This is a genomic window from Nocardia sp. NPDC003693, from assembly GCF_053981095.1.
Genome location: NZ_JBSFNO010000001.1, coordinates 197505 through 223976, shown reverse-complemented (window position 1 = coordinate 223976; position 26472 = coordinate 197505). Strand labels below are relative to the sequence as shown.

Here is a 26472-nt window from a genome sequence, read left to right as displayed (position 1 = left end):
AGCCTGGGGCACAGCACCGAAAACCCTTCAACCACCTGAAGGAGTGTCATGACCACCATGGAAATGCCGCACGTTGCCGAGTGCACAGTCAGCAACTGTTCCTACAACCACGACGGTTGCCACGCGTACGCGATCAACGTCTCCGGCCACAACGGCACGGCTGACTGCGGCACCTTCATCCCCCTGACGATCAAAGGCGGCCTGGACCGGGTCACCAGCATGGTCGGCGCCTGCCAGCGCGCCGACTGCACCCACAATCGCGACCTCGAGTGCACCGCGACCGACATCCACGTCGGCCCCGGTTCCGGCGCCGATACGGCCCGCTGCCTGACCTACAGCGCCCGCTGACCAGGAGGGTCTCCCGCGCCGGCCGGATCGGTCGGCGCGGGTGGCGCATGATCCCCGCGTGTTCGGCGGGTAGTCGGCCTACAGCTGTTACGCGTTTCCGGTCGCGCGCAGCGACCGGTCGATGCCGGCGTCGGCTATGCCCAGGGCGGTTTCGACCAAGGGTCCGAACGAGTCCGGGTCGGCGTGGGGGTCGCGGCTCCAGTGGGTCATCGCCGCGAACACGGCCGCTGACAGGATCGCGGCGATCGTCGCCGCCTGTAGCGCGGTGTCGGGGGCAGTGAAAGTGGTTGCCCGCAAGTGGTCTTCGATCTCGCGGGCGAACATCCCCTGTACGCGCTGCAGGTACACGGCGGCCTGCTCGTCGGTCAGTTCCGTCGAGCGCAGGCGGGCGAGTTCGCCGACCAGGCGGTGATCGTCGGGGGGAAAGGACTCCATCGCGTACCGGACCGACAGGCTCAGGGGTTCGCTGCGCGGGCGGACCGCCAGCGCGGTGCGGAACCAGCCCACGCGGTCCTGGTAGTCGGCGAACAGCACCTCTTCCTTGGTCGCGAAGTAGCGGTAGAACGAGCGCTTGGTGATTCCGACATCGGCCACGATCTCGTCGATGGTCGTGGCTGCGACGCCCTGGTCGGCGAACCGCTTCATCGCCGCCTGGACCACCGCGCGGCGGGTGCGTTCGCGCTTGGAGTCGATCACCGGTTGGCCACGCATGCTCGGATCGTACAAGACATCAAAATGTCACTATTGACTTTATGGTTTCACGAGAGCCATAGTCGTGGGCATTCGATCTCAGCGGGACGCGGCAGCGGCCCGCCGGTCCGACCGGCGGAATCGCCCCGGCGACGGGGCATCCCGGCGCCTTCGCGCCGCCGAGCACCGCTACCGGAAGGATGGACGTGGTGGGCGGTCATGCCGGGGAAACATTCAGCGGCCCAGGCGAACTCGCGCCGACGGAACGAAAGACCTTCTGCGCGATCTGCGAAGCGTCCTGCGGGCTGATCGCGACCGTGGACAACGGGCGGGTGCGGTCCATCCGCCCCGACCCCGAGCATCCGTCGTCGCGCGGGTTCGCGTGCTCGAAAGGCGTTCAGTTCCACGAGATCGTGGCCGATCCCGATCGGGTGATCCATCCGATGCGGCGCATGCCCGACGGCACCTTCGAGCGGGCGAGCTGGGACGAGGCGCTCGACGACATCGGCGAGCGGCTGCGCGCGATCCAGCGCCGGCACGGCAACGAGTCCATCGGCGTCGCGTTCGGCAATCCGGTCGCCTGGAACTTCGCGGCGGGCTTCGCGATCGCGGGACTCGCCGCCGCGCTGGGCACCAAACACCACTACGCGGCGTCCTCGGTCGATATCAACAACTACTACGCCGCCGACGACATGCTGTACGGCAGCACGATGGTCAGCCCGCTCCCCGACCTCGGCGATACGCATTTCGCGCTCCTGGTCGGCACGAACCCGGTCGTGTCCAAGGGCAGTCTCGTCACCGCGGGGCGCGTCCGCGACCTGCTCGTCGACATCCCGGCCCGCGGCGGCCGGGTCGTCATGGTCGACCCGCGGCGCACCGAGACGGCCCGGATGTTCGAGCACGTCCCGATCCGGCCGAACGCCGATCCCTGGCTGCTGGGCGCGATGCTGCGAATACTGTTCGACGACAACAGGATCGACCGGAACGCTATCGCCCGGCAGACCACCGGCATCGAACAACTGCGGGTGATGGCCGCGCGGTTCGACGTGGATCGCGCCGCCCGCGAGACCGGAATCGAGGCCGGAACCATCCGGAGCCTGGCGCACGCCCTGGCCGACGCGCCGACCGCGTGCGTGCACGGGCGGTGCGGGGCATCGCTCGGGCAGTACTCGACCCTGACCAAGTTCCTGCTCGACGCCCTCGCGATCGTCACCGGCAACCTGGACCGGCGCGGCGGGCTGGTGTTCGGCGAGGCACTGGCCGATCTCAACGCGGTCGGCTCGCGCCAGGGAACTTTCGGGCGCAATCGGTGGAAATCGCGGGTGCACGGTATCGGCGAACTCAACGACACCACACCGCTGGCCTGCCTCGCGGAGGAGATCACCACGCCGGGGAAAGGGCAGCTGCGCGCGTTGATCGCGATGTCGACGAACCTGGCCGCGACGGCACCGGACAGCGCGAAAACCGCTGCGGCACTAGGTGAACTCGAACTCATGGTCGCGCTCGACCCCTACCTCAGCGAAACCAGCCGCCGTGCGCATTGGATCCTGCCTCCGGCGCTGTGGCTCGAGCGCGAGCAGATGCCGATCTTCACCCAGGCGCAGTCGCTCGTTCCGCACGGGCAGTGGGTGGCGCCGGTGGTGCCGCCGCGCGGTGAAGCGCGCGAGGACGCCTGGATCATCGACCAGATCGCGCGTCGGATCGGCCTGGTGGCCTCGGCGGTTCCCGGAGCCAAGTTTCTTGCCGCACTGGGGATTCGAATTCCCCCGTACCTGATGGTGGATCTGGTGCTGCGCACCGGCAGGCACGGCGACCGGTTCGGGTTGCGCAGGTCCGGGCTCAGTCGCAAGAAGCTGCTCGACACGCAGGGCGCGGTCAAGCTCGCGGACGCGTGCCCGGTCGACGTGCTGCCACAGCGGGTGTTCACCACCGACAAACGCGTTCATCTCGGGCACGACGAGCTCGTCGAAGAGGTCGACAGGCTGGTCGCGGCGGCCACCGACGATCCTCGATATCCACTGCGGCTGTTCAGTATTCGGCAGCTGCGCTCACACAACACCTGGATGCACAACCACGATCGGCTGATGACCGGGCAGCGACGCTGCCACGCGGTGCTCAACCCCGCGGATGCCGCTGCCCACGGGGTGCACGATCGCGACACGATCACCATCACCTCACCCTGGGGCCGGGTCGCGGTACCGGTCAAGGTCAGCGACGAGGTCATCGCCGGTTCGATCGGACTCACCCACGGGTTCGGCCACTCCGGCGGCTGGCGGCGTGCCGTGGCGGCCGGCGGCGCCAACTACAACCTGCTCACCCCCAGCGACATCGACTTCATCGATCAGCCGTCCGGCAACGCCTTCCTCAACGGCATCCCGGTCTCGATAGACGCAACGGACAATCCATGACCTATGTGATCACCCAAAACTGCTGCAACGACGCAACCTGCGCCCAGGTCTGTCCCGTCGGCTGCATCCACCCCACGCCCGGTGAGCCCGGCTACGCGCGCGCGGAGATGCTCTACATCGACCCGGATGCGTGCATCGACTGCGCCGCCTGCGTCGACGCCTGTCCGGTCGACGCGGTGTACGCGCGGGACGAATTGCCCTCGCACCTGGTCGATTTCGCCGATATCAATGCCGGGTACTTCCGTGCCAACCCCACCGCGCATACGCCGATGCCGATTCCGCTCACTCCAATTCGCAAGCCGGAATCCCGCCCACTGCGGGTCGCGATCGTCGGCGCCGGACCCAGCGGCTTCTACGCCGCGGAGCACCTGTTGCGCACGTCGCCGGTACCGGTTCGGATCTCGCTGTTCGACCGACTGCCAACGCCTTTCGGACTCGTGCGGGCCGGGGTGGCTCCCGATCACCCCCACACCAAGTCGGTCACCGACCTGTTCCGCTGGACAGCGGCCGACCAGGATCTCACCGCCTACTACAACGTGGAGATCGGCGAACACCTGAGCCATGCCGACCTGCTGGCCCACCACCACGCCGTCATCTACACGACCGGCGCCCCGCACTCGCGGCGACTCGGGATCCCGGGCGAGGACCTGCCCGGAAGCCATTCGGCCACCGAGTTCGTCGGGTGGTACAACGGCCATCCCGACTTCGCATACCTGCGCCCTGACCTGTCGGGCACGCGCGCGGTTGTGATAGGCAACGGCAATGTCGCCCTGGATGTGGCGCGAATCCTGCTGTGTCCCTTGCCAAGCCTGGCCCGAACCGATATCGCCGACCACGCGTTGACCGGTCTCGCGGGCAGCGAGATCGAGGAGGTCGTGCTGTGCGGGCGGCGGGGTCCGGACGACGCGGCGTTCACGACGCCGGAGATCATGGCGTTCGCACACCTCGAGGGCGTGGAGGTGGTCGTGGATCCCGCCGATCTGCGCGGCTCGAACGCCGAAGGTTTCGCCGCCGAGCTCAAGCGCCGGGCGCTGGCCGATCTGGCAGCCACGAGATCCTCCGGAAAGCGCCTTGTACTGCGGTTCTTCACCTCTCCGGCAGAGATCATCGGCGAGCGACTCGTCGAAGGTGTTCGCCTGGTCGACACTCGGGATCCCGAGGCAGGCTCGGCCACCGTCATGGACACGGGGTTGGTCATTCGCTCGATCGGCTACCGCGGAAAACCGCTGCCGGAATTGCCGTTCGACGAACACCCCGGAACCCTGCCCAACGACCACGGAAGAGTCATCGACCCACAGACTCGCACCCCCGTCCCCGCCACTTACACGGCCGGCTGGATCAAACGCGGGCCATCCGGAGTGATCGGCACCAACCGGGCGGACGCCGCAGAAACCGTGGCCGCCCTACTGGAGGACTTCGCCGCTCATCGTCTTCCCCCGCCGACGGAGACCGAAACCGACCTGGTGTCACTGCTCCGACAGCGCCAACCAGACCTCGTCGACCGAGCGCGCTGGCAGCGCATCGACGAACACGAGATCCGGGGTGGCGTCGAAAGTCGCAGGCCCCGAGTCAAACTCACGTCCAGCGCGGCGATGCTGAGGGTCGCGGACAGCCGAGGCTGAGTTCCACGGTTCAGGTCCCTGGAGCCAATTGCTGTCGTATGCGTTCCACACGGCGCTCGACACCGTCCAGGTGCTTCTGCGCGCGCTGCAGGGTCTCGCGGGCCGAACGTTCGGTCGCGGCGGTGAATCGGTGGCGCTGTTCGGCTTCGGTCAGTTCGGCCCGCAGGGTTTCGATTCGGTCGTCCAGGTCGGCTAGTTCGGCGGCTGCGGTGGCGTGGTCGGACCGGGCCGAAGTTACTGCGGCGTGGGCGGATTCGACTTCGGTGAGCAGCTTCTCAAGTTCGCGTCGCACCGCCGCCTGTGGATCTGAGGCCGGCTTGTCCGCAGGTGCGGAATCGGTGAGCCGACGGGTTCGTGCGCGCGATTCTTCGGTGGGAGGCTCAGTGGAATCGGTTGCTGTCTCAGGCTTCTCGGCATTCCGGGAGCTGTCCTCAGAGTCCTGCCCGCCGTCATCGGGAACAGATGCCAGCGCAGCGGGGCCGAAGCCTTCGTATGTAGCCGCGGCAGTGAGTGTGCCGACGCGGAGCTCGTCGGCGACCGACTGATCGGCCAGCGCGGCCTGCAGGGTCGCACCGATGTCGCGCAGCACGCTGTCGGTCAGACGCTGTCCCCGCTCCGCCGCCAGCCCGGCTGTCCTGCGAGTGACCGCGCTGACCATTTTCTGCCGCTGGGTCGTGAGCGCGCGCAGCTGCTCGGCCGAGAGGCGCCGCTGGGCATCCCGCAGGGCGTCCCCCACCTGCAGCAGTGCCTGGATGTCATCGCTCGCCTCACGGGACAGCAGGTTCAACGCCCACGCCGCGACCGTGGGCCGCCGGAGCTTGCCGATGGCGGCGGCCAGGGCCTTGTTCCCGGCGTCGCGGGCCTGCCGCACCCGTTCGGTGCGAGCGGCCACGAACTCGGCTGGTGGGAGACCGTAAAGCTCGGTGACGATCCGGTCGAGCGTCATACCTCGCAAGCCTACGGGGCCACCTCCCATCTGCCCCGCAAGCGGCGGCGCCGCGGTCGGATGCGCCGAAATCCTTCGCGGCGAATCACGTCTGTAGGATCCGAGAAGGAGGAACGACATGGGAATTACTGCGCGGCAAAGTCGTTCGACGGCATCCACAATCCGTGTTCGCGCTCGCGCGGCGACGATCATAGTTCTCACCTTCGCGGCGGTGGCCGTAGCGACGCTCTCGGCCCTGGCCTTCGCATTCGACAAGCTCACGGACATGGCGACGGACGGCCCCGACTGGGTCCATGTGAGCTATTCCGAGAGCGATGCCAGGGGAGAGTTGGCGCGGTTGTTCGATATCCACATCCCGGACAACTGGCAGATGGAAGAGTTCAAATCCAGCTGCTACGTGGGGAGTGCGTTGAATACGTGCCGCTATCACGGTTCATTCGCCGGGCCGGCGGACGAATTCGGGATGTACCCTTCGATCTTTCAAGCCCGGCGGGTCGGCTCTTCAGATCCCCAAGGGGCGGAGCCGGTCACCTGCGATGGGCTCGCTGCGAAACATCTCTTTCCAACGCTGATGGCCGGTCTCGACTGCTCCGCGCAACAGCGGCTCGTCCTGAGCCAACTCACGTCGGCGGGGGACCTTCGGGGTGCGGGCCACGTGTTGATCGCAGGCTCCTCCACGACGACTACGGTGCGGCTGAGTATCGGGCTGTGAGCGCTTTCGCCGAATTCTCACGCCCCACCACCGAGCTCTCCGGCCGGTGATCACCGATCCCGAGCCGGCGGGCGGATGCGCGCCAGGCATCTCGACCCGCCGGTGTGCTCATTCGCGCTCGAAGGATCGCGCCTACCGCTCGGCATCGTGCGCATCGCCCATGCTGCCGACAGCACTGAGCTGTGCGGTCGACGGCTGCAACACGTTGACGCACATGCGAGCACAGTCGGCGGCGAGTTCCGCGGCCGTCGCGGTGATCGTCCCGGCCAGCCATCCCTCGATGACCTGATTGACGCCCCCCGCCACGAAAACGCTTGCGCGCCGGAGCTGTTCGGGATCCGGGAGGGGGTCGAGAGCGGTGGGTGCGTAGTTGACGACCAACTCGGCGACGGTGTCGATCGCGTCGTGGCGGCGTTGCGCGAGCTCACTCACCGCGTGCGGATCGCTCGCGATGATCCGGTGCAGCCGCGGGTTGTCGGCGATGGTCTCCAGGAACGCCTGGAGTGCGGCGCCGAGCCGCGCCTCCGCCGACCCGACGCTGGCGAGTCCGGCCTGAACCATCGCGGCCAGGAGTTGGTCGCGAACCTCGTCCGCTATCGCGACGAGGATTTCGTCGCTGTTGGCGAAGTGTTCGTAGAAGTACCGCGTCGTGAGTCCAGCGGCCTTGCACACTCCCCGCACGGTGACCGCGGCGATGCCCGAGTCTCCCCAGAGCTCGGTCCCGGCTGCGAGCAGGCGTACTCGGCGGCTCGCGCTGCGTTCGGCGGCGCTGATGCCGCCGTAGGTGCGGGGCTCTTCGGTCATTGACAGCAGTGTAACCGGCTCTTATCTTCTGATGACGATCGTAATCAGATTACGGTCGTTGTCAGATGATTCAAGGGAGAATCACGATGCCCACGACACAGTCCGGCCGGGCCCCGAGCCCGTATCAGCAGGTCACCGCTCCCCTGCTCGAGGAGCACGACTACCGGGTCACGCAGATCGACGGCGCGCTGCCGCGCGAGTTGACCGGGACGCTGTACCGCATCGGACCCGGGAAGTACCAGGTCGGCCGCACGCTGCTGCACAACATTTTCGACGGCGACGGCATGATCTCCCAGTTCATCCTCGACGGGAGCTCGGTGCGGTTCCGCAACCGATACGTGCGCACGCGGCACTTCCGGCACGGCCAGCGGTCCGACACGATCCGGTTCCGCGGCGTCGGCGGTCAGATTCCGGGCGGCTTCTTCGCGAATGTCGGCCGACTGCCGGAGAACGTGGCGAACACGAACATCGTCAACTTCGGCAACGAGCTGCTCGCGCTGTGGGAGATCGGCAACCCGTACCGGATCGATCCCGAATCCCTGGACACGCTCGGCAGCACCGACTTCGGTGGCCGGCTCGGATATCTCGGCGCGTTCTCCGCGCACCCGAAGTGGGATCCGGTCACCGGCGATATGTACAACTTCGGCCTCGAACTGCTGCCGACGCCGCGCATACGCACCTATCGGATCGATCGCGCCGGACGGTTGCGGGCCCTCGCGACCGTGCCGATGCTCGATCTGCCGTGGAACCACGACTTCGCGCTGACCCAGAAGTACATGGTGTTCGTGCTGGATCCGATCATGCCCAATATCGGCAAGATCGCGCTGTCCATGACCTCGTTCGTTGATTCGCTGGAGTTCAAGCGCGGCAAGGGAACCCGCTTCGTCCTGGTCCCCAAGAACGGTGGTCCCGTGCGGATCGTGGAGCACGAGGCGCTGCTGCACGTCCACTTCACCAACGCCTACGACGACGGTGACGACGTCGTGGTCGAGTTGCCCCGGCTCGAAACCGACTGGGACAAACTGCGGAACATGACCGGCACGGTCAATCGAACCGATCGCGGCATCCCGGAGTACCCGGACTCCACGCTGGTGCAGTACCGAATCACCAAGGCGGGCCGCATCATCGAGAACCAGATCTCGGATCGCTCGGGCGAGTTCCCGCAGTTCGACTGGCGGCGTGGCACCCGCAAGCACCGATACACCTACTTCGCCGGAAAAGGCGGGCCCGCAAGGCTTTTCAACTCCGTGGTCAAGGTCGACACCGAGACCGGCAAGACAACCGGCTGCGATCTCGGACCCAGTTCGGTTGGTGAGCCGCTGTTCGTTCCCCGTAGCCGCGACGCCGCCGAAGACGACGGGTGGCTGCTGGCTCTCAATCACCAACTGGACGAGGATCGATCCCAGCTGGTGGTCCTCGACACACAGGATCTCGAGCGGGGGCCACTGGCCACCGCCTGGCTCGAACACCATGTGCCCTGGGGGTTCCACGGCACGTTCAACCGCCGGATCGCCGCGCCGGAGGAGCCGGTCCCGGAACAGGTGCCGTGAGCGAATAAACGACGTGAGCCCGGGCTCTGAGAGTCCGGGTCACCGACGGCTTCCCGGGCATCCCTCGCTTGCGCGCCCCAGCATGCCGCCGACCGCCGCGACCGTGCGTGGGGCTCGCCTTCACCCGCCAGATGCCGGACGCGGTCGCCGTCGCACCCGGTGAACGCCATTGTCAGCGTATGACTTCGACGAGTGCGATCCACGAGATGGCGAGAGCCGAGATCACTGTGACGATGGTGCCGACCGCGGTCAGCGCCAGGCCGGCCGAATGCTCGGCCATCAGTGCCACGCCCGCGCCGGCGTAGAAGACGATCGGGACGAATCCGAGCCCGCTCTTGACGAACCTGGCCCGGTTCTCGGGGGCGCGATCGCGCAGGATCGCCGCGGTCGAATGAACCTGAAACCAGGTGGTCAGCACCGTGATTGCCACAATCACGATGCCGTACCACCGCGGCTCCACCGTCGGGATCAGCCCGACGCAGGAGACAACGAGCGCGAGGACGAGCGACGCCATCGCCGCCCCGACCCGGGCGACGAGCGTGCTGGACTTGATGACCTCGCGGATGTTCACGCTCGCGGCGACGATCACCAGCCCCGCGAGCGCGGCGGTCGCCCCGACCATCGCGGAGTTGAACGCCGACCATGATTCCACCTGGTCCATGCACGGATGCTATCGACTGATCGGGCGGGCATGCGCCGCGATCGACGGTGTGTCCGATGCGACCGGCAATGGGACTGCGACGAATGCCGTGCGCGCGACCGCCATATCGGTCGGATCCGCAGAACGTGATCGGAACAGTATTCGGCGCGGCGGCGGTAGGACTGGGTACCGGCCCGCGCTGATACCGAGGTGATCGGTGCCGCGGTTCGCTCCGGTAGCAGCATTCGCGAGTAGATAGACCAAAGTTGTTTCGCACGAGTACATCTGGAGGTCTCGAACCGTCGATGCCGTTACCCTGAACGATCGTGCACAACCACGAACCCGCCGGTTACGACTGCCCTTTCTGCTTTCTCCTCGCCGGCGGGGAGACCCCGCTCGACAGCCCCCGCGACATCGCGCTGCGCACCGAACACGCGACCGCGTTCACCGCCGCCAGGTGGTGGCCGAACAACCGTGGTCACGTGCTGGTCATTCCGAACGCTCATCACGAGAACCTCTACGACTTGCCGCCGCAGTACGGGCACGCGGTGCACGACGTGGTGCGCGAAGTCGCCATCGCGATGCGGGCGACCTACGACTGCGGCGGGGTGTCCACGCGCCAGCACAACGAACCGGCCGGCAACCAGGATGTCTGGCATTACCACGTCCATGTCTTCCCGCGGTACGACGGCGACGACCTGTACGGGTCTCGCCCGTTGCCGGGTTACGTGGCGGGTGAGGAGCGTTGGGTCTACAGCGACAGGCTGCGCGGCTATTTCGCTCGGGCAGCGCGTGATCGGCGATCTACCGTGCCACCGGCCGCCGCAGATGCCGACTGACGTCTCCGACGAGATCGAAGGTGAAGCGCCGCTCGGTGAACCGCCACTGCGAATCCCGGCGTTCGAACCTGTCCTCATACCGTCCGGCGACGATGGGTTGCAGCGAAACCTCTTCCGCCGCTTGCAATACCGTCACATACGACTGCGAGAATGCGGTCCCTGCTTCTTCATCCACTTCGAGGATCACATTGGTCGTGAGGTGTTTGGTCTTCGGTGTGCCATCGTCGTAGACGATCACCGAAGCCCGGAACATGTCCTCGATCGCCCTGCGGCCCTTGAGCTCTCCGCCACCTCCGAAGAAGGAGGCGTCTGCGAGCAACTCCCCCAACCCCGTGAAGTCGCCGCGGTCCACTAGGTCGGCGTAGCGGTAAATCAGATTCTCCAGCGTGCGATAGCTCGACATGGAAGCACGCTACCGCCGGGCGTCACTGCGTAATGCGGCAGTTCTCGAACTCGCTGCCGTGTCGAATTCGCGGCCGGCGGGGGGCGCGTTAGGACACGAAATCAGCGGTGGTCATAAAACCGAACATGCGGGGCGAACGCTCGCAACGCCGACTTCAGAGCCCCGGTGTCCAGGTGCCAGCCGTCCACCGACTGAGTGCAATGCAGCAGGCGCTCGTCCGGCGCACCGGTGATGGCGGAAGCAAACGACACCATGCCCTTTTGTGCCCGGGTCTCAGGGTGCGGTGCGCTGATCCGGAGAACACCGATCTTGAGGCCGCCCGCTATCCCCGTTCGGTCCCGCCAGAGTGCCACGACCGCAACGTCATTCCATGCAACCCGCTGCGTCTGCTTCTGATAATCCAGCGGTGGCCCGCCGAGAGTGATTCCGTCCTGGTCGACTCGAATCGCCACTTTGCGGGACAGCGAGTTCAGCAGAATCATGACGAAGCCGCTGCCGAAAAGCGCGATGCCGGCAATCGTGAGGAATCCAACCCCGTCCGACAGCAGGACCGAACTCAGGGTCAACACCGCCAACCCCACCAACAGCAGCACCGTTTTCGCCGTGAACCCGTGGCGCTCTTCATAAATCATCAACGCCTACGATATCGGACCGAAATCGTGTGAACCACAGAATCATTGAGCGGCGATGGCCAGTTCCGGGCGCAGGCCCCTACTCTCGATCCGGGGCCGAGATCGGTGACGCATCGGTCAGCGCTCGGCCTGGGATTTGATGTTCTCCAGGGTCTGGCGCATTCCCGCCCGCATGCTCGCGGTGAAGGCCTCCGTCCCGCCCGGGTAGTTCTCGGTGAACTGCTTGGACAGGGGTGAAACGCCTTCCGGGGTGTCGCGTCGCTGGGTGAGGCGGGTGGCATTGGCCCCTGCCCGCTCGAGCGCGTATGACCAGATGACCCAGTTCTCTTCGATTCGGAAGGCGAGTTCTTGCTGATCCTCGTAGCGGACGACTTCACCGTGGGTCACCCAGTCGAAGCCGCCTTCGGAATTGAGGCTGGTGAACTGCGCGCCGAGTTCCACCTGATCGAAGCCCTTCCGCAGGCGCGTCGAGCTCACCTGGGGACTCCAATCCGCCATCCGGCGTACGTCTTTGACCAGTTCCCAGACCTGTTCGAGCGGGGCGCCGATCTCGATGGCGTCCTGCAGCAGCGGTGCGGCGGACGACTCCGGGGCGGCGGACGGCGACTGATCTGACATATCGGACTCCTGAACTATGCGATCGAACGGTCGTAAACGTCTCGTCTCGAACGTAGCGGAGGTCGAGTATTTACGTCCAGTCGGTCGTATAAAATCGTCGAATGGTCTCTCCCGTTGACGGTCGGCGCGCCCGCGGCGACGCGACGCGCCGCACCGCCGCGCGCAAGGCCGCCGAGATCGCCACCACGCACGGCCTCGACGCGATCACCGTGGGCGCGCTCGCCACCGCGACGGGACTGAGCAAGAGCGGCATCCTGACCGTGTTCGCCACCCGCGAGGCGATCCAGGTGGCGGCCGTCGCCGAGGCGCGCCGCATCTACCAGGACACCGTCATCGCCCCGGCCTGGAGCGAGGAGCCGGGCGCTCGCAGACTTCGCGCTCTGGTCGACTCCTGGATCGCGTACCTGCTCGACGGTGTGTTCCCCGGCGGCTGTTTCGTCGCCGCGACCTCGGTCGAGTACGGCCACCGCCGGGGGCCCGTGGCGGACGCGGTGCGGCGACTCAAACGGGAATGGCTCGAACTGCTCGAATCGGAGTTCGCCGCGGCGGGTTCGGCGAATCCGTCCGCGGACGCCTTCAAGTTCGACGCACTGCTCACCGCGGGCAATGTCCGCCGCGAGTTGTTCGGCGACGATCGGGAACTCGATACCGCGCGCACGCTTGCCCTGGAGATTCTCGAGTAGCTCACCGAGTCTGGCCACTAGCCGTGCGGCCGAAGATGTTCCAGGACACGGCCGCGCACAGGTTCGACGTCGGCCAGCAGACCGTGCCCGGCACCGGGGAGAACTACCGTCTGAGCCCCGGCACGCCGCGCGGCTTCCTCGGCCACCACCGAATCATGCACTTGGCTCGCCCCGGCCAGTGCGACCAAGGTCGGGACCGGCAGCTGGATCTGCGCCTCCGGCGGATCCGGATAGACGATCGGCGAGGCCGGGAAGTGCGCGGCTCCGTGCGCGAGCAGATCGAAGTAAGCCTCCACGTGCGCCGGTCCACTGCCGGGCCCGTCCGGTGCCAGCAGCGCGCGGGCGGCCTCGAATGTGGGGTGCGGGTTGCGGTTTCGGCCCAGTTCCTCGAATTCGGCACTGAGCCCGGCGAATACCATAGGCGGATCGAGCAGGACCAGCCGCCGGACCCGTTCGGGATGCGCGAGCGTGAAACGGAACGCGAGGTGTCCGCCCAGGGACTGACCGCACAGATCGGCTGCGGGTAGCCCGAGGCGATCGAACGTCTCGGCCAGCCAGTCCACGAGATCGTCCATGCTCGTCAAGGCCGCGCCGGTATGCCGACTGTGGCCCGGCTCGCCGATGATGTCCACGGCCCGCACGCGATGTTCCTCGGCCAGAGCGCCGACGACCGGGTACCACATCGCGGACGTGCCGCCGTAGCCGTGCAGCAGGACCAGCGACCGCGCCTCGGACGGACCGGCGGAGGTGACCCGCGTCGTTCCATATCGGCCTGGGAGATCTACGGTCTCGACCGGTACCGGCCACTGGGCCAGCACCGCGTCATAGGCCTCGAAATACGTTGCTTCCAGCTCGGGCGTGGCGAATGTGCGCATCGCGCCTCCTTTGCAAGTCAGCTGTATTATGTCAAACGTATGGAAACGTAGGAAGGGTTCGAGTGCCGAAACAGGTCGACCATCGCGAACGGCGCGAAACCATCGCGCGCGCACTGTGGCGAGTAGTCGAACAACAGGGTTGGGCCCGCGCGACGATGCGCGAGGTCGCCCACGAGGCCGATGCCTCCCTGGGACAGGTCCAGCACTATTTCCGTTCTCGGACAGCGATGCTCGTATTCGCGATGCAATTCGCTGCCGAGCAGACCGCACAGCGAGTTGCGCGGGGACTCGACCGCCTCGACTCACCTCCGCATCCGCGAGACGTGCTGCGCGTGACGCTCACGGAGATGCTCCCCCTGCACCCCGACGCCCGCGCCACCAGCCGAATGAGCGCTGCCTACACCCTCGAAGCGCTGCACGACCCGGAGCTGCACGAGCAGGCACGCCTGGGACTGCATGACGGCAGAGCACTCACCGAACGCCTTATCGCGCAGGCGATCACGGACGGCCACCTTGCCCCGGATCGTGACCCGGCGATCGAGACGAACCTCCTGCTCGCACTGACCGGCTTCACCCCGCTGCTCGAGTTCGACGTCATCGATCCCCGAGCCGCTCTGGCGGCCATCGATTACTACCTCGACCGACTCTTCGACCGCGCCTGAGCCTCGCAATATCACCATGCCCGAGCAGGGTCTAGCGTGGAGCCGTGGCCATGGCACGGGTCAGCGGTCTGGAGATCGCCTGCGACCGGGTTGGCGAGGGGCCGCCCGTGGTGCTCCTGCACAGCGCCGGGGACGACGCCCGCATCTGGTTGCCGCAAATCGACGGGCTGTCAACCGAGTTCACCGTGGTGACCTGGGACGAGCCCGGGGCGGGGCGTTCATCCGATGTCCCCGAGTGGTTCGGCCTCGCGGATTACGCGCGTTGCCTCGCCGGGGTCCTGGACTCGCTGCAGCTCGGCCCGGCGCACCTCGCCGGAATCTCCTGGGGTGGCACCGTCGCCTTGGAGTTCTACCGTCGCCATCCCGACCTGGTGCGGACGTTGGTCCTCGCCGACACCTACGCGGGCTGGAAGGGCTCCTTGCCCGCTGAGGAGGTACGAGCCCGCGTCGAGGCAACGCGTCAGATGCTGGCCACGCCGCGCGGTGAGCTCGATCCGACCCTGTCCGGACTGTTCGCGGGCGAGCCGCCCGCCGCGTACCGACCTCTGCTGCGCGCGATGGCGGCCGACCTGCGCCCGGAGACCATGCGCAAGCAGCTAGCCCTGATGGCCGAGACCGACCAGCGAAGTCTGCTGCCCACCCTGTCGGTGCCCACCCTGTTGCTGTGGGGAGAAATGGATGTGCGCTCGCCACTGTCGGTTGCACGGCAGTTCCAGGACGCGATCCCGCATGCCGAGTTGGTTGTGATTCCCGGCGCGGGACACCTCAGCAACCTGGAACGGCCCGAAGAGTTCAACCGCGCGATGCGCGCTTTCTGTCAGGCCCACTCTTGATCCGTGGTTCGTAGAAATGCACTCGACGTGCACGCCTCTCGGCACGCGCGGATGGTTTGGGACAGTCGGTATCACCGCTGGATCCGCTCATCGCTCGAACCTATTGCGACCAGCGGACTTACATCCCGCACCTGCGCCCGCATCGAGCGGCACACGACCAATCGCGACCGCAAGCAACAGACATGATGATTCAATCGCTCGATGCGTGGTGACGAGATCGTCGGTCAGTGGAGTGTGGACGCCGGGTATCACAGCTCGACCGAGGATGAGCAGTTCGTCTTCTGGGACGACGGCGTGGGATTGGTGGAGTACTCGCGGCCCGGGACGAGCGACTGTGTGCTTTTCCGGTGGGCGCGGGTGGCTATTCGGACCGTGCGGCTCGAGCCGTATCGACGGGTGCAGCGTGACGGCGATGGGATCGTGGATGACGTTGTGCCCGAAGCGGTCGAGATCGGCTATCGGATCGTGCGGGAGAAGCGGCCGCTGATCGGTGGGGTGCTGCCGGTGCTGTATCTGCCGGCTCCGTTCACGGTGACTCCGGACGGTGGGTACGGGTTGATCACGCGGGAGCCGGCGGTGCATTTCACGAAAATGCGGCGGGCGAGTTCGTAATTCGAGGCATCGTCGAGTGCGCTGCGCAAGCAGAAACTCGAGGTGCGAGTAGTGATGACAAGCGCGAACGTTTTGTGAGCTAACTATTCGGCTACCATCGGGCTCCGTGGCTGACATTGGGGTGCGGGCGGAGCGGTCCATCGACGAGTCCGAGCGCGACCCCGAACAGCCAGGAAGACAACGGGACTGGGCCCGTCTCGTTGCCGTGGTCGCCGGTCTGTTCGCGGTGTTGCTGGCGATCGTCGTGCCTTTTCTGCCGGTTCGCATGGATGCCACATCCATCTCATGGCCGCAGGACGGCGCGCTGAACAGTGTTGCGGCGCCGCTGGTTTCCTACGCGCCCACCGCGATGTCCGCGCAGATTCCCTGCACGGCATTGACGACACTCGCCGATGACGGCGGCGTGGCCGTGTCGACTATTCCGCGACAGTCAGCGGACATGGAGAGGTACGGATTCGTCGTCAAAGTCGTGCCCGACGCTGCCGATCGGGGCGGCAGAGTCGACGTTGTCTCCCGCGGCACACTGCTCTGGTCGGGAAGCTTGGAATCAGTCCGCGACCGCGACTGTGAACTGGCGGTGGAGCTTTCGACTACCCGAGCCGCGGTGTCGGTAGCCGGCATCGACGGTCCGGGGGCCGAGATCGGCTCCGACATACGGCCGCAGGTCGTCGGTGTTTTCACCGATCTGACCGGTGCGGTGCCCGGCGGGATGCTGGTGAACGTCGATGTCGACGCCCGCTATTCCACTTCGCCGACGCCGCTGAAGTTGACGGTGATCGTCCTGTGCGTGCTCGCGACAGTGACCTCGCTGGTGGCGCTGCATCGTCTGGATCGCCGCGACGAACGGTCCGCGCGACGTTCCCTGCCCACACGGTGGTGGCGGCTTCGCCCTACCGATTGGGTCGTGTTCGCGGTGCTGGTGGTGTGGCACTTCATCGGCGCGAACACCTCCGATGACGGGTACATCCTCGGCATGGCCCGGGACTCGCAGAGCTCGGGCTACATGTCCAACTACTACCGGTGGTTCGGGGTGGACGAGGGCCCGTTCTACACCCCCTACACCGACGTGATCGCGTGGATGTCCGATATTTCGGCGGTGAGTCCCTGGGTGCGGTTGCCCACCCTGGCCGCCGCGGTGATCACCTGGTGGGTCATCAGCCGCGAGGTCCTTCCCCGCCTGGGCGTCGCCGTCCGCAGCGGCAGGATCGTCGCCTGGACGAGCGCGTTGGTGTTCCTGGCCTTCTGGCTGCCCTACAACAACGGTTTGCGCGCAGAGCCTTTCGTCGCGCTGGGCGTCATGCTCACCTGGGTGTCGGTCGAACGAGCCATCGCCACCCGGCGGTTGCTCCCGGCGGCGACGGCCATCATCATCGCCGCGCTGACGCTGACCGCCGCCCCGTCCGGGTTGATATGCCTCGGGGCGTTGGTCGCGGGGGCGCGGACCGTGACGGCGCTGATCACGCGGCGTGCGAAGTTCGTCGGCTATCTGCCGCAGCTGCTACCGCTGCTGGCCTCGGGGCTGGTTGTGCTGACCGTGATCTTCGCTGATCGAACCCTGGCCGGCGTCCTCGAAATGTCCCGCGTGCACGGGCAGATCAAGCCCGGCGAGTCGTGGTTCTTCGAGTTCCTGCGGTACCAATATCTGTTGCAGCTCAACGCCGATGGGTGGCTGACCAGGCGCTTCGGCATGTTCATGATGCTGCTGGGTCTGGTCGTCTGTGTGGTGACCATGCTGCGCCGTGGCGGCCACATTCCCGGGACCGCGGTCGGCCCCTCGCGGCGGATCATCGGAATCACCTTCGCCGCCATGGCACTGATGATGTTCTCCCCCACCAAATGGACACACCAGTTCGGCGTATTCGCGGGTCTGGCCACCTGCGTGGCCGCGCTCACCGCCGTCGCCGTCAGCTCCCGGGTCATGCGGCCGCTGCGTAATCGCGCACTGTTCGCGGCCGCCCTGTTCTTCGCACTGGCTCTGACTTTCGTTGGCATCAACGGCTATTGGTATGTCTCGGCGTGGGGAATTCCGTGGTGGGACAAGCCGCCGACGATCGCCGGAACCGGATTGTCTTCCGGTGCGGCGGGTTTGGCGGTGCTGGCGTTGATCGCTGCCGCCTGGTTCCACATCCGGCCGCAGTCCCGGCTCGAGCCGGGCTCGATTCTGGACCGGCTGGCCCGGATCCCGGTGCTCGCGGTGGCCGCCGCGGCAATGGTCATCTTCCTGGTCGGGTCGTTCGTCAAAGCGGCGGTGGCACAGTATCCCTCGTACTCCGTGGCGAGTTCGAACCTTTCCGCGGCGTTCTCCCGGGGGTGTGGGATGGCCGACGACGTGCTGGTGGAGACCGACCCCAACGCCGCGATGCTGCGCCCGATCTCCGGTGACATCGGCGCGGGGCTCGCCGGTGTCGGATCGTCGGGCTTCAGCCCGGATGGCGTAGCCCCGGTATTGACCTCCGACGAGGTCGAATCTACTACCGGCCAAGCGAACTCGGTCTCCGACGACCAGGACAAACTGCGCGACGCGGCGAAATCCGCGGGCTCGGGTTCGGACACGTCACGGGGCAGCGGGGTCAACGGAAGCAGCGTTCCGCTGCCGTTCGGACTGGATCCGGCAACCACGCCCGTGCTCGGTAGCTACCGGGACAGCGAGCAAGCTCCTGCCACGCTGACGACGGACTGGTACAGCCTGCCCGCCGCGATCAACGGAAGTCGTGGCCAGATCATCGCGATCGCCGTCGCCGGCCGCATCCGTTCCGTCGACGCCGACGGCATCGAGCACCCCGGTCAGAACCTCCACCTCGAATACGGCAGCACCGGGCCAGACGGCGCCGTCACGTCCCTGGGACAGGTCCTGCCGATCGATATCGGTCCCTCACCGCTGTGGCGGAACCTGCGCGTGCCGCTCGACCAGCTGCCTTCCGAGGCCGACGTGGTCCGGGTCGTCGCCGACGACAAGGATCTGGGCAAGGACCAGTGGCTCGCGATCACACCGCCCCGGGTTCCGCAGACCACCACGCTGAACAACCTCGTCGGCCCGGACGCTCCCGTGCTGCTCGACTGGGCGGTCGGGCTCCACTTCCCCTGCCAGAACCTGGTTCCCACACGTGCGGGCGTCGCCGGTCTCCCCGAGTACCGAATCCTGCCCGACCGCAACGGCGCGACCATCACCAACCTCTGGCAGGGCCATGATGGCGGCGGTCCGCTCGGCTGGACCCAACTGCTGTTCACCTCCCGCGCGCTGCCGTCGTATCTGAACGACGACTGGGATCGGGACTGGGGCTCGATCGAGCGGTACCTCCCCCTCGACCCCAATGCCCGGCCCGCGCAGGTCTCGGTCGAAGGTGTTCAGCGCTCGGGCATGTGGACACCCGGCCACATCATCACCTCGTATTGACGGCTTCGTGCCGTCAACAGGCTTGCACGGCAGGAGGACCGTGCGGCGGCCGACTCGCCGCGCGGCCGCTCCGCCTATCGGGATAGCGCGATTCATGATTGCGGTCAGCCCGGACTTGATTCGGTCACAGCCGATAGGCTGGCCGCGAGCGGGCCGGGGAGGGTCTACCGCACAGGGAGGGTTCGATGTCGAAAGAGGCTGCTGGAGAAAAACCTTGGCCTACCAAGCCGGTTTCCGAGCCTGCGGCTTGGCCACTTGGCCGACAGCGCGTCATCTGGGTTCTCGCCATGCTCGTGTTACTCGGGGCAGGAATCGGTGCCGCTCCGCTCACGGATTCGGATCGGTACTACCGGCTCGAGCTCCTGCACCCATGGTTCTCGCTGGTGTGCTGGACGGCCGCGTGGGCTGTTCTCGTAAGTTACGCTCCCCGGCTGGCATTCAATCGCAAGCTGCTGTGGATGACCCTCGCCACGATCCTCGGCCTCTTCATGTTGGCCGCGTGGCTTCTGGTGCTGTTCCTCTTCGCGGTGTTCGGCGGTGACAGCCGAGTCGCGACCGTCTACCCCGGCCCCGACCGCCGTGTGCACGCTGTCACCGAAACCTTCACCAACATGATCGACCCGTCCTGCCGCGTCTGGCTGCGCGAGCCCGGCATTCTGTTCGGCCGCCAGGTCCTGATCTGGGAGAAGGTCGAGTCCGGCTGTCCGCGTGTGTCGTTCCCCGACAGCACCACCATCAGCCTCTCGTTCGGCGATGACACGCCGCCGCTGACCACCACGTTCGACCCGGATCGTATGCGGGTGACCGGTGTTTCCCTCCTCCGCTGAAGGTACCGCGGAGCACACAGGATCTCCACCAATCGACCGACCGATCCGCACATCTGGTTCCTAGGCTCGAAGATCGATCCTGATCATGGGTCCGAATGGGAGGATGTCATGGGGAGCCTGCGCGACTTCACTTCTTGGGCAGCGGAATTCGAAGCCAATAGGGTGGCTCGTTCCGCGGCCGATGATCCGAGGTGGGACGGGGGTGCTCGACTCGACCCGGTCGTGGCTCGCAGTGTGCAGCGGTTTCAGGTCGGTGAGAGCGGTGACGGTGCAAACCTCATTCGTAAAGCCGACGCAGCCGGCGATCCGGCGTATGCGACGGCTGTTCGATTGTTCGTCGCCGAGGAAATCAACCACGCACGGCTGCTGGGCAATCTACTGAATTCCGCTGGCTACCAAACGGTCTCGTCCCATTGGACCGACGCGATCTTCGTATGGTTGCGCCGGGCCTTGGGACTGCGGCTCGAACTGATGGTGTTATCTGTAGCCGAGGTTGTCGCGCTGCGCTACTACCGCGCGTTGCGGGACGGCACGACGGATCCTGTCACCACCGATGTGGCCGGGCGGATTCTCGACGACGAAACTCGCCACGTCCCCTTTCACTGTCAGCGCTTGCAGGTTGCCTTCGCTCCGACGCGGCGGCCTGTTCGGTTCGTCCTGCTGTTCGCGTGGTGGCTCGTCCTGATCGGTGCGACCCTGGTCGTCGCCCTCGACCATGGTCCCGCATTACGGCAATTGGGCGTCACGCGAACGGCTTTCATCCGTGACGTCGTTGCTCTGTTCCGGGGCGTGACGGCTGCGACGCTCACCGCTACGACGGACAGCGGTTCGGCAAGGAGCCTTCTCGAAAAGTGACAGATGCGCTGTCGGCCGACGACCACGGGGTCGGGATCATTCTCGCACCAATCATCGCGGTGGATGGGGACGACCTGCTTGCACAGTCGCACGGTTGGCTCTGACCGTTGTCGACTGCCCGAACGAATTCAGCCTGCGCGGCGGCATGCTGGGCCGAACCCGGCGTGAGCGGACACCGCGTCGGGCTACGGTGCTATCCCGAGAGGCACTGGAAATTCGTGTAGGACTCCCAGGTGGCCGTGCCGGTCTTGCCGGTCGCGAAGCCGCGGCTGTTCACGTTTCCCACGTAGTAGCCGGTGGGGCCGTTGCGCCAGGCGATCGTGAAGCGGACCTGGGACTCGTAGTTCGAATGCCAGGTGACGGTCCCGGTCATTCTGGAGTTGCCTGCCGTCGCTACGGCGTCGCCCCAGGGATTCAGGCCGGTGCCGCGGAAGCCTACGGTCCAGCCGTTGCTCTGGGTCAGGCCGACGTCGCCGAAGCGGGGGAAGCCCCACAGCAGGCAGTTCGATTGGGCGGCGGCGGGGCCGGTGCCGGCCATCAGGGCGGCGCCGACCAGCGTCGGCGCGGCCAATAGTGCGGCGATGCGTGTCCAGATCCGGTGACGGGTGGTGCGGGGGCGGGTCTTGTTCATGTCGACTCCCGGATTCAGTGGGTCATAGATGAATCGACCGCACCGGGAAGAACGTGAACGCTTGGGGCCAAGATCTTTTCGGCGATCGATAGCCGCCGAAGGGTCGCGGGTCGCGTCCGCTCAGCTCGCCGCCGCGAGCACCCGCCACACCTTTCTGGACCGTGGACGAGGGCGAGCCACGGGAGCCGCCATCGCGATGCGGCGCTGCGCCTCCTGGGCGCTGATCCGCAGCAGGTCGATCAGGAGATCCACGGTGTCCCGGTAGCCGGTGCCCGCGGCCAGGCCGCGGCGCTCGGCCTCGGAGACCGCCGCGCGCATGGCGGCGTCCAGGTGTCGGCGGCGGCGTTCGGTTTCGACGAGGGTGCGCAGGAGGTCGACGTCGGTCAGATCCGGCCAGCCCGGCGCGGTCGTCGCCGGGGCCAATGCGGTCGAAGATTTCGTCACGCGGCACAGCATAGCGCGAAATAGAACATATGTTCGATCAGTCGCGGAATCGACGCGGGTGCCGCGCTGGGCCGTACGCAGCGGAACGCCGACGAGCTCGTTCACGCGGAACTCCGCCGTCGACCGACCGATTGGCGACTCACCAATTGGTCGATCAACCGTCGACGTCCGCGATCCACGCGCGCGCGGACCCGCACCAGGTCTAGGTCGTTTTCTTCATGGCGCCGATGTTCAGCGCGCCCGCGTGGCCGCGCCGCACAGGCTCCCCGGAGGCGGCGTCGTCGACGGCGTTCTCGACCGTCCGCACGTACTCGGCCGGATCGCGATCGACGGGCTCGACCCCGGACAGGTGCCGGGCTTCGAAGGCCGCGAAGTCGACAGCCAGCCGATGCCGGCGCGACAGGGCCGCCAACCGCCGGAAATCGGTGAGGCCCTCGCGTTCCTCCTCGGCCATGTGGTCGCTGTTGGCGAGGTTCGCGGCGGCCACCGCCGCGAACCAGTCCGCGCTGCCGACCCGATGGCGTGCGACCGCCGCGACCGCGTCCCGGATCTCGTTGTGGTCGTCGATGGCATCGAGGGTCTCGTCCTCCACGCCCGACGTGCGGTGGGCCGCGATACCCACCTGCAGCAGAGCGGGATAGAAGATCTCCTCCTCGGCGAGAGCATGCAACTCCAGGAAGTTCGCGAGTCTGCCCCAGACCGCCGCGAGCGCCCGCGTATCGGATCGGTCGATCTGTTCCAGCATCGAGAACAGCCGCCGTTGCTCGTGATGATCGTCGAGAATCAAATCGGTGATATCCACGGTTTCTCCCCGCTAGGCATCCGGACGAGATCGTTCACAGCCGCGCACCGCCGCCGTTCTGACGACATCGGTGATCGCGCGAGCACCTCGGTTGTAGCGCCGTTCGGTGCGAACAGCGCCGTGCCGCGCGGGTGTCGGCCGATATCGAGCGCATACCCGTGATCGACCCGCCGAATCGATGCGCACGGCTCCGGCGCGTCGAAGATGGCGGGGATTGTGTCGGCCACGGCCGCGAAGGCGGGATTGCCCGTGGTCAACCCGGGCGAGAACCATGCGGCAGAACACGCACGAATCGAGCGGCAGAACACGCACACACGATGCGGCAGTACACGCACACAAGTAGCGGCTAATCACGCATACCAGGTACGGCAGAACACGCACAATGATGGCACAATGGTCACTATGACATCGGCATTCTCTTCGTCTCCGATCGGCAGAATCCTCCCTCGACATGCGCATTCCGCCGTACACGAGGCGCTGATGGATACCCGAGTCGTGCTGGTCAACGGCGCACGTCAGTGCGGCAAGAGCACGCTCATCGCCCGGATCGGGCGGGAGATCGACGCGACCTGGCGCAGCCTGGACCGGCCCGAGACCCGGCAGGCGGCGATCTACGACCCGAGCGAGTTCGTGATCAGCCCGGGGCCGCTGGTGATCGACGAGGTGCAGCGGGTGCCGGAGTTGCTGCTGGCGATCAAGGAGACCGTCGACGCGGACTCGCGGCCGGGGCGGTTCCTGCTGACCGGGTCCGCGCACGTGATGGCGCTGCGCACCGTCCCCGACGCGCTACCGGGCCGCATCGAGACCATCGAACTGTGGCCGCTGTCGCAGGGCGAGATCGACGGTGCCCCGGACGGATTCGTCGACGCGGCGTTCGCGCACGGTCCCGAGCTGCGGTACAGCGGCAGCGAGAACCGTGACGGGTACCTCGAGCGGATCGTGCGCGGCGGTTTCCCCGAAGCCGTTGCGCGCGTGGGCAAACGACGGTCGCGGTTCTTCTCCTCGTATGTCTCGGATCTGATCAACCGTGACGTGATGGAGCTGTCGGAGATCGAGCGCACGACCGAGATGTTCGCGCTCACCAATCTGGTCGCCGCCCGCTCGGGGCAGCTGCTGGTTCCCGGGACCCTCGGCAACGAGCTGGGCCTGCCGCGCGACACCGTGGCCAGGTACCTGCGCCTGCTCGAGGAGGTGTTCCTGATCAAGCGGATTCCCGCGTGGTCGCGGAATCTGACCACCCGCGCGGTCGGCACGCCGAAGGTGATCATGGTCGACTCCGGGATCGCGACGCATCTGTGCGGCGCGGACGCGCGAGCTCTGCGCGCACCCAACGGGCCGCTGGGGCCGCTGCTGGAAAGCTTCGTCACCGCCGAGGTCGCCCGCCAGCTCACCTGGGCCGAGCAGGAGATCCGCATGTACCACTACCGCACCCGGGACAACGTCGAGGTCGACATCATCCTCGAGAACAACCGGCACCAGGTGATCGCCATCGAGGTCAAGGCCGCGACCACGGTCAAGGGCGAGGACTTCCGCGGCCTGCGGCACCTGTCGGATCGGCTCGGTGACGACCTGCTGGCCGGGTACGTGCTGTACACCGGCACCGAGATCCTGCCCTTCGGGCCGAAGTTCCGCGCGGTGCCGATCGACGCGCTGTGGAATCTGCGGCCCTGAACTCAGGCGGCGCCGTTCTCGCGCAGGATCTCCAGGGCGATGTCGATGAGCTGGTCCTCCTGTCCCCCGATGAGTTTGCGCGCGCCCGCCCGGTGCAGCAGCTGGTGCGCGGGCACCCCGTAGCGATCGGCTTGGCGGACAGCGTGTTTGAGGAAGCTGGAGTAGACGCCGGAATACCCCATGATCAGGGCGTTGCGGTCCAGGAGGCATTCGGCGGGCATGGCCGGGCGCACGACATCCTCGGCGGCGTCGGTGATGGCGAAGAAGTCGATGCCGGTCTTGACACCGATCTTGTCGAAGACCCCGATCAGGGCCTCGACCGGAGCGTTGCCCGCACCCGCGCCGAATCTCCTTGTGCTGCCGTCGATCTGCTTCGCCCCCGCCCGAACCGCAGCGATCGAGTTGGCGACGCCGAGGCCGAGGTTCTCGTGCCCGTGGAAGCCGACCTGGGCGTCGTCGCCGAGTTCGGCGACCAGGGCCGCGACGCGGTCACCGACGCCCTCCATCACCAGGGCGCCGGCGGAGTCGACGACGTACACGCACTGGCAGCCCGCGTCGGCCATGATCCGCCCCTGCGCGGCCAGGCGCTCGGGGGTGACGGTGTGCGCCATCATCAGGAATCCGACCGTCTCCAAACCCGATTCGCGGGCGAACCCGAAATGCTGGACCGCGACGTCGGCCTCGGTGCAGTGGGTGGCGATGCGGCAGATGGTCCCGCCGTTGTCGCGCGCGCGGGCGATGTCGTCCTTGGTGCCCACACCGGGCAGCATGAGGAACGCGACACGCGCGGTGGTCACGGTCTCGGCCGCGATCCGGATCAGTTCCTGCTCGGGGGTTTTCGAGAAACCGTAGTTGAACGAGGAACCGCCGAGGCCGTCGCCGTGGGTGACCTCGACGACCGGCACCCCGGCCGCGTCCAGCGCGGCGACGATCGCGCGGACCTCGTCGCCGGTGAACTGGTGGCGTTTGTGGTGCGAGCCGTCGCGCAGGGAGGTGTCGGTGACGCGGATGTCCCAGTGATCGCTCATCGCTGCGGGTCCTTCCCGGGGAGGGCGGCGGCGATCTCCTCGCCGACCTTGGTGGCGGCGGCTGTCATGATGTCGAGATTGCCCGCGTACGGGGGCAGGAAGTCGCCCGCGCCTTCGACTTCCACGAACGTGGTGACCAGAGCCCGGCCGCCGGAGTTCACCGAGGGCGCGTCGAACTGGGGCTCGTTGAGCAGCCGGTACCCGGGCACGTAGGTCTGCACCTCGGCGACCATGCGATGGATCGAGTCGGTGATGGCGGCGTGGTCCGCGTCCTCGGGGATCGCGCAGAAGATGGTGTCGCGCATGATCATCGGCGGCTCGGCGGGGTTCAGGATGATGATCGCTTTGCCGCGCGCGGCCCCGCCGATGTCCTGGACGCCGCGGGCGGTCACGGTGGTGAATTCGTCGATGTTGGCGCGGGTTCCGGGGCCGGCCGACACCGAGGACACCGATGCCACGATCTCGGCGATCGGCACCTCGCACACCCGCGCGACCGCGTGCACGATCGGAATCGTGGCCTGTCCACCACAGGTGATCATGTTGACGTTGGGCGCGCCCAGGTGCGCGCGCAGATTGGCCGGTGGGATCACCGCGGGCCCGACGGCGGCCGGGGTCAGGTCCACCACCCGGATCCCGGCGGCGGCGTACCGGGGCGCGGCGGCGCGGTGCACGCCCGCCGAGGTGGCTTCGAAGACCAGGTCGGGCAGCTCGGCCCGATCCAGCAGCCAGTCCACGCCCTTGTCGGTGGTTTCCAGTCCGAGCCGGGCCGCGCGCCGCAATCCCTCACTGGCGGAGTCGATCCCGACCATCCAGCGCGGTTCGAGCCGGGGCGAGCGCAGCAGTTTGTAGAGCAGGTCGGTGCCGATATTGCCGGACCCGACGATGGCGACCGACGCCTTGGCCGGCGCGGCGGTGTTGTTCGGGGACATGACACTCCCTCGTG

Annotated in this window: 26 protein-coding genes and 1 pseudogene; 14 read left to right on the top strand and 13 right to left on the bottom strand. The window is 66.9% G+C overall.

The features are described 5' to 3' along the window. The first annotated feature begins 48 nt into the window (after positions 1–48). Complete coding sequence (locus ACWDOP_RS01175; RefSeq protein ID WP_454205016.1) at positions 49–348, top strand: DUF1540 domain-containing protein; 300 nt, start codon at positions 49–51, stop codon at positions 346–348. An 87-nt stretch (positions 349–435) separates the two neighbouring features. Here ACWDOP_RS01175 and ACWDOP_RS01170 read toward each other — a convergent pair whose 3' ends face one another. Next, a complete protein-coding gene (locus tag ACWDOP_RS01170) occupies positions 436–1059 on the bottom strand; it encodes a TetR/AcrR family transcriptional regulator (protein WP_456343333.1) in 624 nt (207 codons plus the stop codon). A 188-nt stretch (positions 1060–1247) separates the two neighbouring features. On the opposite strand from ACWDOP_RS01170, the gene ACWDOP_RS01165 reads away from it, so the two are divergent. Both ACWDOP_RS01165 and ACWDOP_RS01160 read left to right on the top strand, forming a co-directional pair. Then, positions 1248–3446, top strand: coding sequence for a molybdopterin-dependent oxidoreductase (locus tag ACWDOP_RS01165; RefSeq protein WP_456343332.1), 2199 nt, complete (start codon positions 1248–1250; stop codon positions 3444–3446). Then, a complete protein-coding gene (locus ACWDOP_RS01160) occupies positions 3443–5068 on the top strand; it encodes an FAD-dependent oxidoreductase (RefSeq protein WP_456343331.1) in 1626 nt (541 codons plus the stop codon). The genes ACWDOP_RS01165 and ACWDOP_RS01160 overlap by 4 nt, the downstream gene beginning before the upstream one ends. Positions 5069–5078: 10 nt before the next feature. Here ACWDOP_RS01160 and ACWDOP_RS01155 read toward each other — a convergent pair whose 3' ends face one another. After that, on the bottom strand, positions 5079–6014 hold the full coding sequence (locus ACWDOP_RS01155) for a hypothetical protein (protein WP_456343330.1): 936 nt from the start codon (positions 6012–6014) through the stop codon (positions 5079–5081). 118 nt (positions 6015–6132) lie between these two features. Between ACWDOP_RS01155 and ACWDOP_RS01150 the strand changes: the two genes are divergently transcribed. Next, entirely contained in the window at positions 6133–6726 is a 594-nt protein-coding gene (locus ACWDOP_RS01150; protein ID WP_456343329.1) for a hypothetical protein, read from the top strand. 132 nt (positions 6727–6858) lie between these two features. On the opposite strand, the gene ACWDOP_RS01145 is transcribed toward ACWDOP_RS01150, so the two are convergent. Beyond that, on the bottom strand, positions 6859–7530 hold the full coding sequence (locus tag ACWDOP_RS01145) for a TetR/AcrR family transcriptional regulator (RefSeq protein ID WP_456343328.1): 672 nt from the start codon (positions 7528–7530) through the stop codon (positions 6859–6861). Positions 7531–7616: 86 nt separating this feature from the next. Between ACWDOP_RS01145 and ACWDOP_RS01140 the strand changes: the two genes are divergently transcribed. After that, complete coding sequence (locus ACWDOP_RS01140) at positions 7617–9080, top strand: carotenoid oxygenase family protein (protein ID WP_456343327.1); 1464 nt, start codon at positions 7617–7619, stop codon at positions 9078–9080. Between the two features lie 172 nt (positions 9081–9252). On the opposite strand, the gene ACWDOP_RS01135 is transcribed toward ACWDOP_RS01140, so the two are convergent. Continuing rightward, positions 9253–9702: a hypothetical protein gene (locus ACWDOP_RS01135; protein WP_456343326.1), complete on the bottom strand. Its 450-nt coding sequence runs from the start codon at positions 9700–9702 to the stop codon at positions 9253–9255. Positions 9703–10046: 344 nt separating this feature from the next. On the opposite strand from ACWDOP_RS01135, the gene ACWDOP_RS01130 reads away from it, so the two are divergent. Beyond that, positions 10047–10559, top strand: a complete 513-nt coding sequence (locus ACWDOP_RS01130; protein ID WP_456343325.1) for an HIT family protein — start codon at positions 10047–10049, stop codon at positions 10557–10559. 85 nt (positions 10560–10644) lie between these two features. On the opposite strand, the pseudogene ACWDOP_RS01125 reads toward ACWDOP_RS01130, so the two are convergent. The 3 genes and pseudogenes from ACWDOP_RS01125 to ACWDOP_RS01115 form a co-directional block, all read right to left on the bottom strand. After that, positions 10645–10962: pseudogene (locus ACWDOP_RS01125) on the bottom strand (nuclear transport factor 2 family protein); the annotation flags it as partial. Positions 10963–11063: 101 nt separating this feature from the next. Beyond that, complete coding sequence (locus tag ACWDOP_RS01120; protein WP_456343324.1) at positions 11064–11594, bottom strand: hypothetical protein; 531 nt, start codon at positions 11592–11594, stop codon at positions 11064–11066. Between the two features lie 117 nt (positions 11595–11711). Then, on the bottom strand, positions 11712–12212 hold the full coding sequence (locus tag ACWDOP_RS01115; protein WP_456343323.1) for an SRPBCC family protein: 501 nt from the start codon (positions 12210–12212) through the stop codon (positions 11712–11714). A 101-nt stretch (positions 12213–12313) separates the two neighbouring features. On the opposite strand from ACWDOP_RS01115, the gene ACWDOP_RS01110 reads away from it, so the two are divergent. After that, positions 12314–12895 (top strand): TetR/AcrR family transcriptional regulator, encoded by a 582-nt coding sequence (locus ACWDOP_RS01110; RefSeq protein ID WP_456343322.1) that lies wholly within the window; start codon positions 12314–12316, stop codon positions 12893–12895. A gap of 17 nt (positions 12896–12912) precedes the next feature. On the opposite strand, the gene ACWDOP_RS01105 is transcribed toward ACWDOP_RS01110, so the two are convergent. Beyond that, positions 12913–13770: an alpha/beta fold hydrolase gene (locus tag ACWDOP_RS01105; RefSeq protein WP_456343321.1), complete on the bottom strand. Its 858-nt coding sequence runs from the start codon at positions 13768–13770 to the stop codon at positions 12913–12915. Between the two features lie 62 nt (positions 13771–13832). Here ACWDOP_RS01105 and ACWDOP_RS01100 point away from each other — a divergent pair, with 62 nt between their 5' ends. From ACWDOP_RS01100 to ACWDOP_RS01075, 6 genes are all read left to right on the top strand, one after another. Continuing rightward, positions 13833–14432, top strand: coding sequence for a TetR/AcrR family transcriptional regulator (locus tag ACWDOP_RS01100; RefSeq protein WP_456343320.1), 600 nt, complete (start codon positions 13833–13835; stop codon positions 14430–14432). Between the two features lie 50 nt (positions 14433–14482). Further along, complete coding sequence (locus ACWDOP_RS01095) at positions 14483–15265, top strand: alpha/beta fold hydrolase (RefSeq protein WP_456343818.1); 783 nt, start codon at positions 14483–14485, stop codon at positions 15263–15265. Between the two features lie 201 nt (positions 15266–15466). Continuing rightward, positions 15467–15877, top strand: a complete 411-nt coding sequence (locus ACWDOP_RS01090) for a hypothetical protein (protein ID WP_456343319.1) — start codon at positions 15467–15469, stop codon at positions 15875–15877. 106 nt (positions 15878–15983) lie between these two features. Further along, positions 15984–19271 carry an arabinosyltransferase domain-containing protein gene (locus tag ACWDOP_RS01085; RefSeq protein WP_456343318.1) on the top strand — a complete coding sequence of 1096 codons (3288 nt, stop codon included), beginning with the start codon at positions 15984–15986 and terminating at the stop codon, positions 19269–19271. A 185-nt stretch (positions 19272–19456) separates the two neighbouring features. Beyond that, entirely contained in the window at positions 19457–20098 is a 642-nt protein-coding gene (locus tag ACWDOP_RS01080) for a hypothetical protein (RefSeq protein WP_456343317.1), read from the top strand. 108 nt (positions 20099–20206) lie between these two features. Then, on the top strand, positions 20207–20953 hold the full coding sequence (locus tag ACWDOP_RS01075; protein WP_456343316.1) for a ferritin-like domain-containing protein: 747 nt from the start codon (positions 20207–20209) through the stop codon (positions 20951–20953). 193 nt (positions 20954–21146) lie between these two features. On the opposite strand, the gene ACWDOP_RS01070 is transcribed toward ACWDOP_RS01075, so the two are convergent. The 3 genes from ACWDOP_RS01070 to ACWDOP_RS01060 form a co-directional block, all read right to left on the bottom strand. Next, positions 21147–21584: a hypothetical protein gene (locus tag ACWDOP_RS01070; RefSeq protein WP_456343315.1), complete on the bottom strand. Its 438-nt coding sequence runs from the start codon at positions 21582–21584 to the stop codon at positions 21147–21149. Positions 21585–21704: 120 nt separating this feature from the next. Further along, entirely contained in the window at positions 21705–22028 is a 324-nt protein-coding gene (locus tag ACWDOP_RS01065) for a DUF222 domain-containing protein (RefSeq protein ID WP_456343314.1), read from the bottom strand. Positions 22029–22230: 202 nt separating this feature from the next. Then, positions 22231–22830 (bottom strand): hemerythrin domain-containing protein, encoded by a 600-nt coding sequence (locus ACWDOP_RS01060; protein ID WP_456343313.1) that lies wholly within the window; start codon positions 22828–22830, stop codon positions 22231–22233. A gap of 480 nt (positions 22831–23310) precedes the next feature. Here ACWDOP_RS01060 and ACWDOP_RS01055 point away from each other — a divergent pair, with 480 nt between their 5' ends. Next, entirely contained in the window at positions 23311–24501 is a 1191-nt protein-coding gene (locus tag ACWDOP_RS01055) for an ATP-binding protein (RefSeq protein WP_454208002.1), read from the top strand. Between the two features lie 2 nt (positions 24502–24503). Here the strand turns inward: ACWDOP_RS01055 and dmpG are convergent, their stop codons facing one another. Together dmpG and ACWDOP_RS01045 are read right to left on the bottom strand one after the other, a co-directional pair. Then, on the bottom strand, positions 24504–25529 hold the full coding sequence (dmpG, locus tag ACWDOP_RS01050; protein WP_456343312.1) for a 4-hydroxy-2-oxovalerate aldolase: 1026 nt from the start codon (positions 25527–25529) through the stop codon (positions 24504–24506). Next, complete coding sequence (locus ACWDOP_RS01045; RefSeq protein ID WP_456343311.1) at positions 25526–26458, bottom strand: acetaldehyde dehydrogenase (acetylating); 933 nt, start codon at positions 26456–26458, stop codon at positions 25526–25528. Before ACWDOP_RS01045 ends, dmpG begins: the two co-directional genes overlap by 4 nt. Between the last annotated feature and the right edge of the window lie 14 nt (positions 26459–26472).

Bases quoted from the DNA above. Each gene is read 5' to 3' on its own strand.
- ACWDOP_RS01175 (WP_454205016.1), top strand. From the start codon at position 49: ATGACCACCATGGAAATGCCGCACGTTGCCGAGTGCACAGTCAGCAAC.
- ACWDOP_RS01170 (WP_456343333.1), bottom strand. From the start codon at position 1,059: ATGCGTGGCCAACCGGTGATCGACTCCAAGCGCGAACGCACCCGCCGC.
- ACWDOP_RS01160 (WP_456343331.1), top strand. From the start codon at position 3,443: ATGACCTATGTGATCACCCAAAACTGCTGCAACGACGCAACCTGCGCC.
- ACWDOP_RS01155 (WP_456343330.1), bottom strand. From the start codon at position 6,014: ATGACGCTCGACCGGATCGTCACCGAGCTTTACGGTCTCCCACCAGCC.
- ACWDOP_RS01150 (WP_456343329.1), top strand. From the start codon at position 6,133: ATGGGAATTACTGCGCGGCAAAGTCGTTCGACGGCATCCACAATCCGT.
- ACWDOP_RS01145 (WP_456343328.1), bottom strand. From the start codon at position 7,530: ATGACCGAAGAGCCCCGCACCTACGGCGGCATCAGCGCCGCCGAACGC.
- ACWDOP_RS01140 (WP_456343327.1), top strand. From the start codon at position 7,617: ATGCCCACGACACAGTCCGGCCGGGCCCCGAGCCCGTATCAGCAGGTC.
- ACWDOP_RS01135 (WP_456343326.1), bottom strand. From the start codon at position 9,702: ATGGTCGGGGCGACCGCCGCGCTCGCGGGGCTGGTGATCGTCGCCGCG.
- ACWDOP_RS01120 (WP_456343324.1), bottom strand. From the start codon at position 11,594: ATGATTTATGAAGAGCGCCACGGGTTCACGGCGAAAACGGTGCTGCTG.
- ACWDOP_RS01115 (WP_456343323.1), bottom strand. From the start codon at position 12,212: ATGTCAGATCAGTCGCCGTCCGCCGCCCCGGAGTCGTCCGCCGCACCG.
- ACWDOP_RS01110 (WP_456343322.1), top strand. From the start codon at position 12,314: ATGGTCTCTCCCGTTGACGGTCGGCGCGCCCGCGGCGACGCGACGCGC.
- ACWDOP_RS01105 (WP_456343321.1), bottom strand. From the start codon at position 13,770: ATGCGCACATTCGCCACGCCCGAGCTGGAAGCAACGTATTTCGAGGCC.
- ACWDOP_RS01095 (WP_456343818.1), top strand. From the start codon at position 14,483: ATGGCACGGGTCAGCGGTCTGGAGATCGCCTGCGACCGGGTTGGCGAG.
- ACWDOP_RS01090 (WP_456343319.1), top strand. From the start codon at position 15,467: ATGCGTGGTGACGAGATCGTCGGTCAGTGGAGTGTGGACGCCGGGTAT.
- ACWDOP_RS01080 (WP_456343317.1), top strand. From the start codon at position 19,457: ATGTCGAAAGAGGCTGCTGGAGAAAAACCTTGGCCTACCAAGCCGGTT.
- ACWDOP_RS01075 (WP_456343316.1), top strand. From the start codon at position 20,207: ATGGGGAGCCTGCGCGACTTCACTTCTTGGGCAGCGGAATTCGAAGCC.
- ACWDOP_RS01070 (WP_456343315.1), bottom strand. From the start codon at position 21,584: ATGAACAAGACCCGCCCCCGCACCACCCGTCACCGGATCTGGACACGC.
- ACWDOP_RS01055 (WP_454208002.1), top strand. From the start codon at position 23,311: ATGGATACCCGAGTCGTGCTGGTCAACGGCGCACGTCAGTGCGGCAAG.
- dmpG (WP_456343312.1), bottom strand. From the start codon at position 25,529: ATGAGCGATCACTGGGACATCCGCGTCACCGACACCTCCCTGCGCGAC.
- ACWDOP_RS01045 (WP_456343311.1), bottom strand. From the start codon at position 26,458: ATGTCCCCGAACAACACCGCCGCGCCGGCCAAGGCGTCGGTCGCCATC.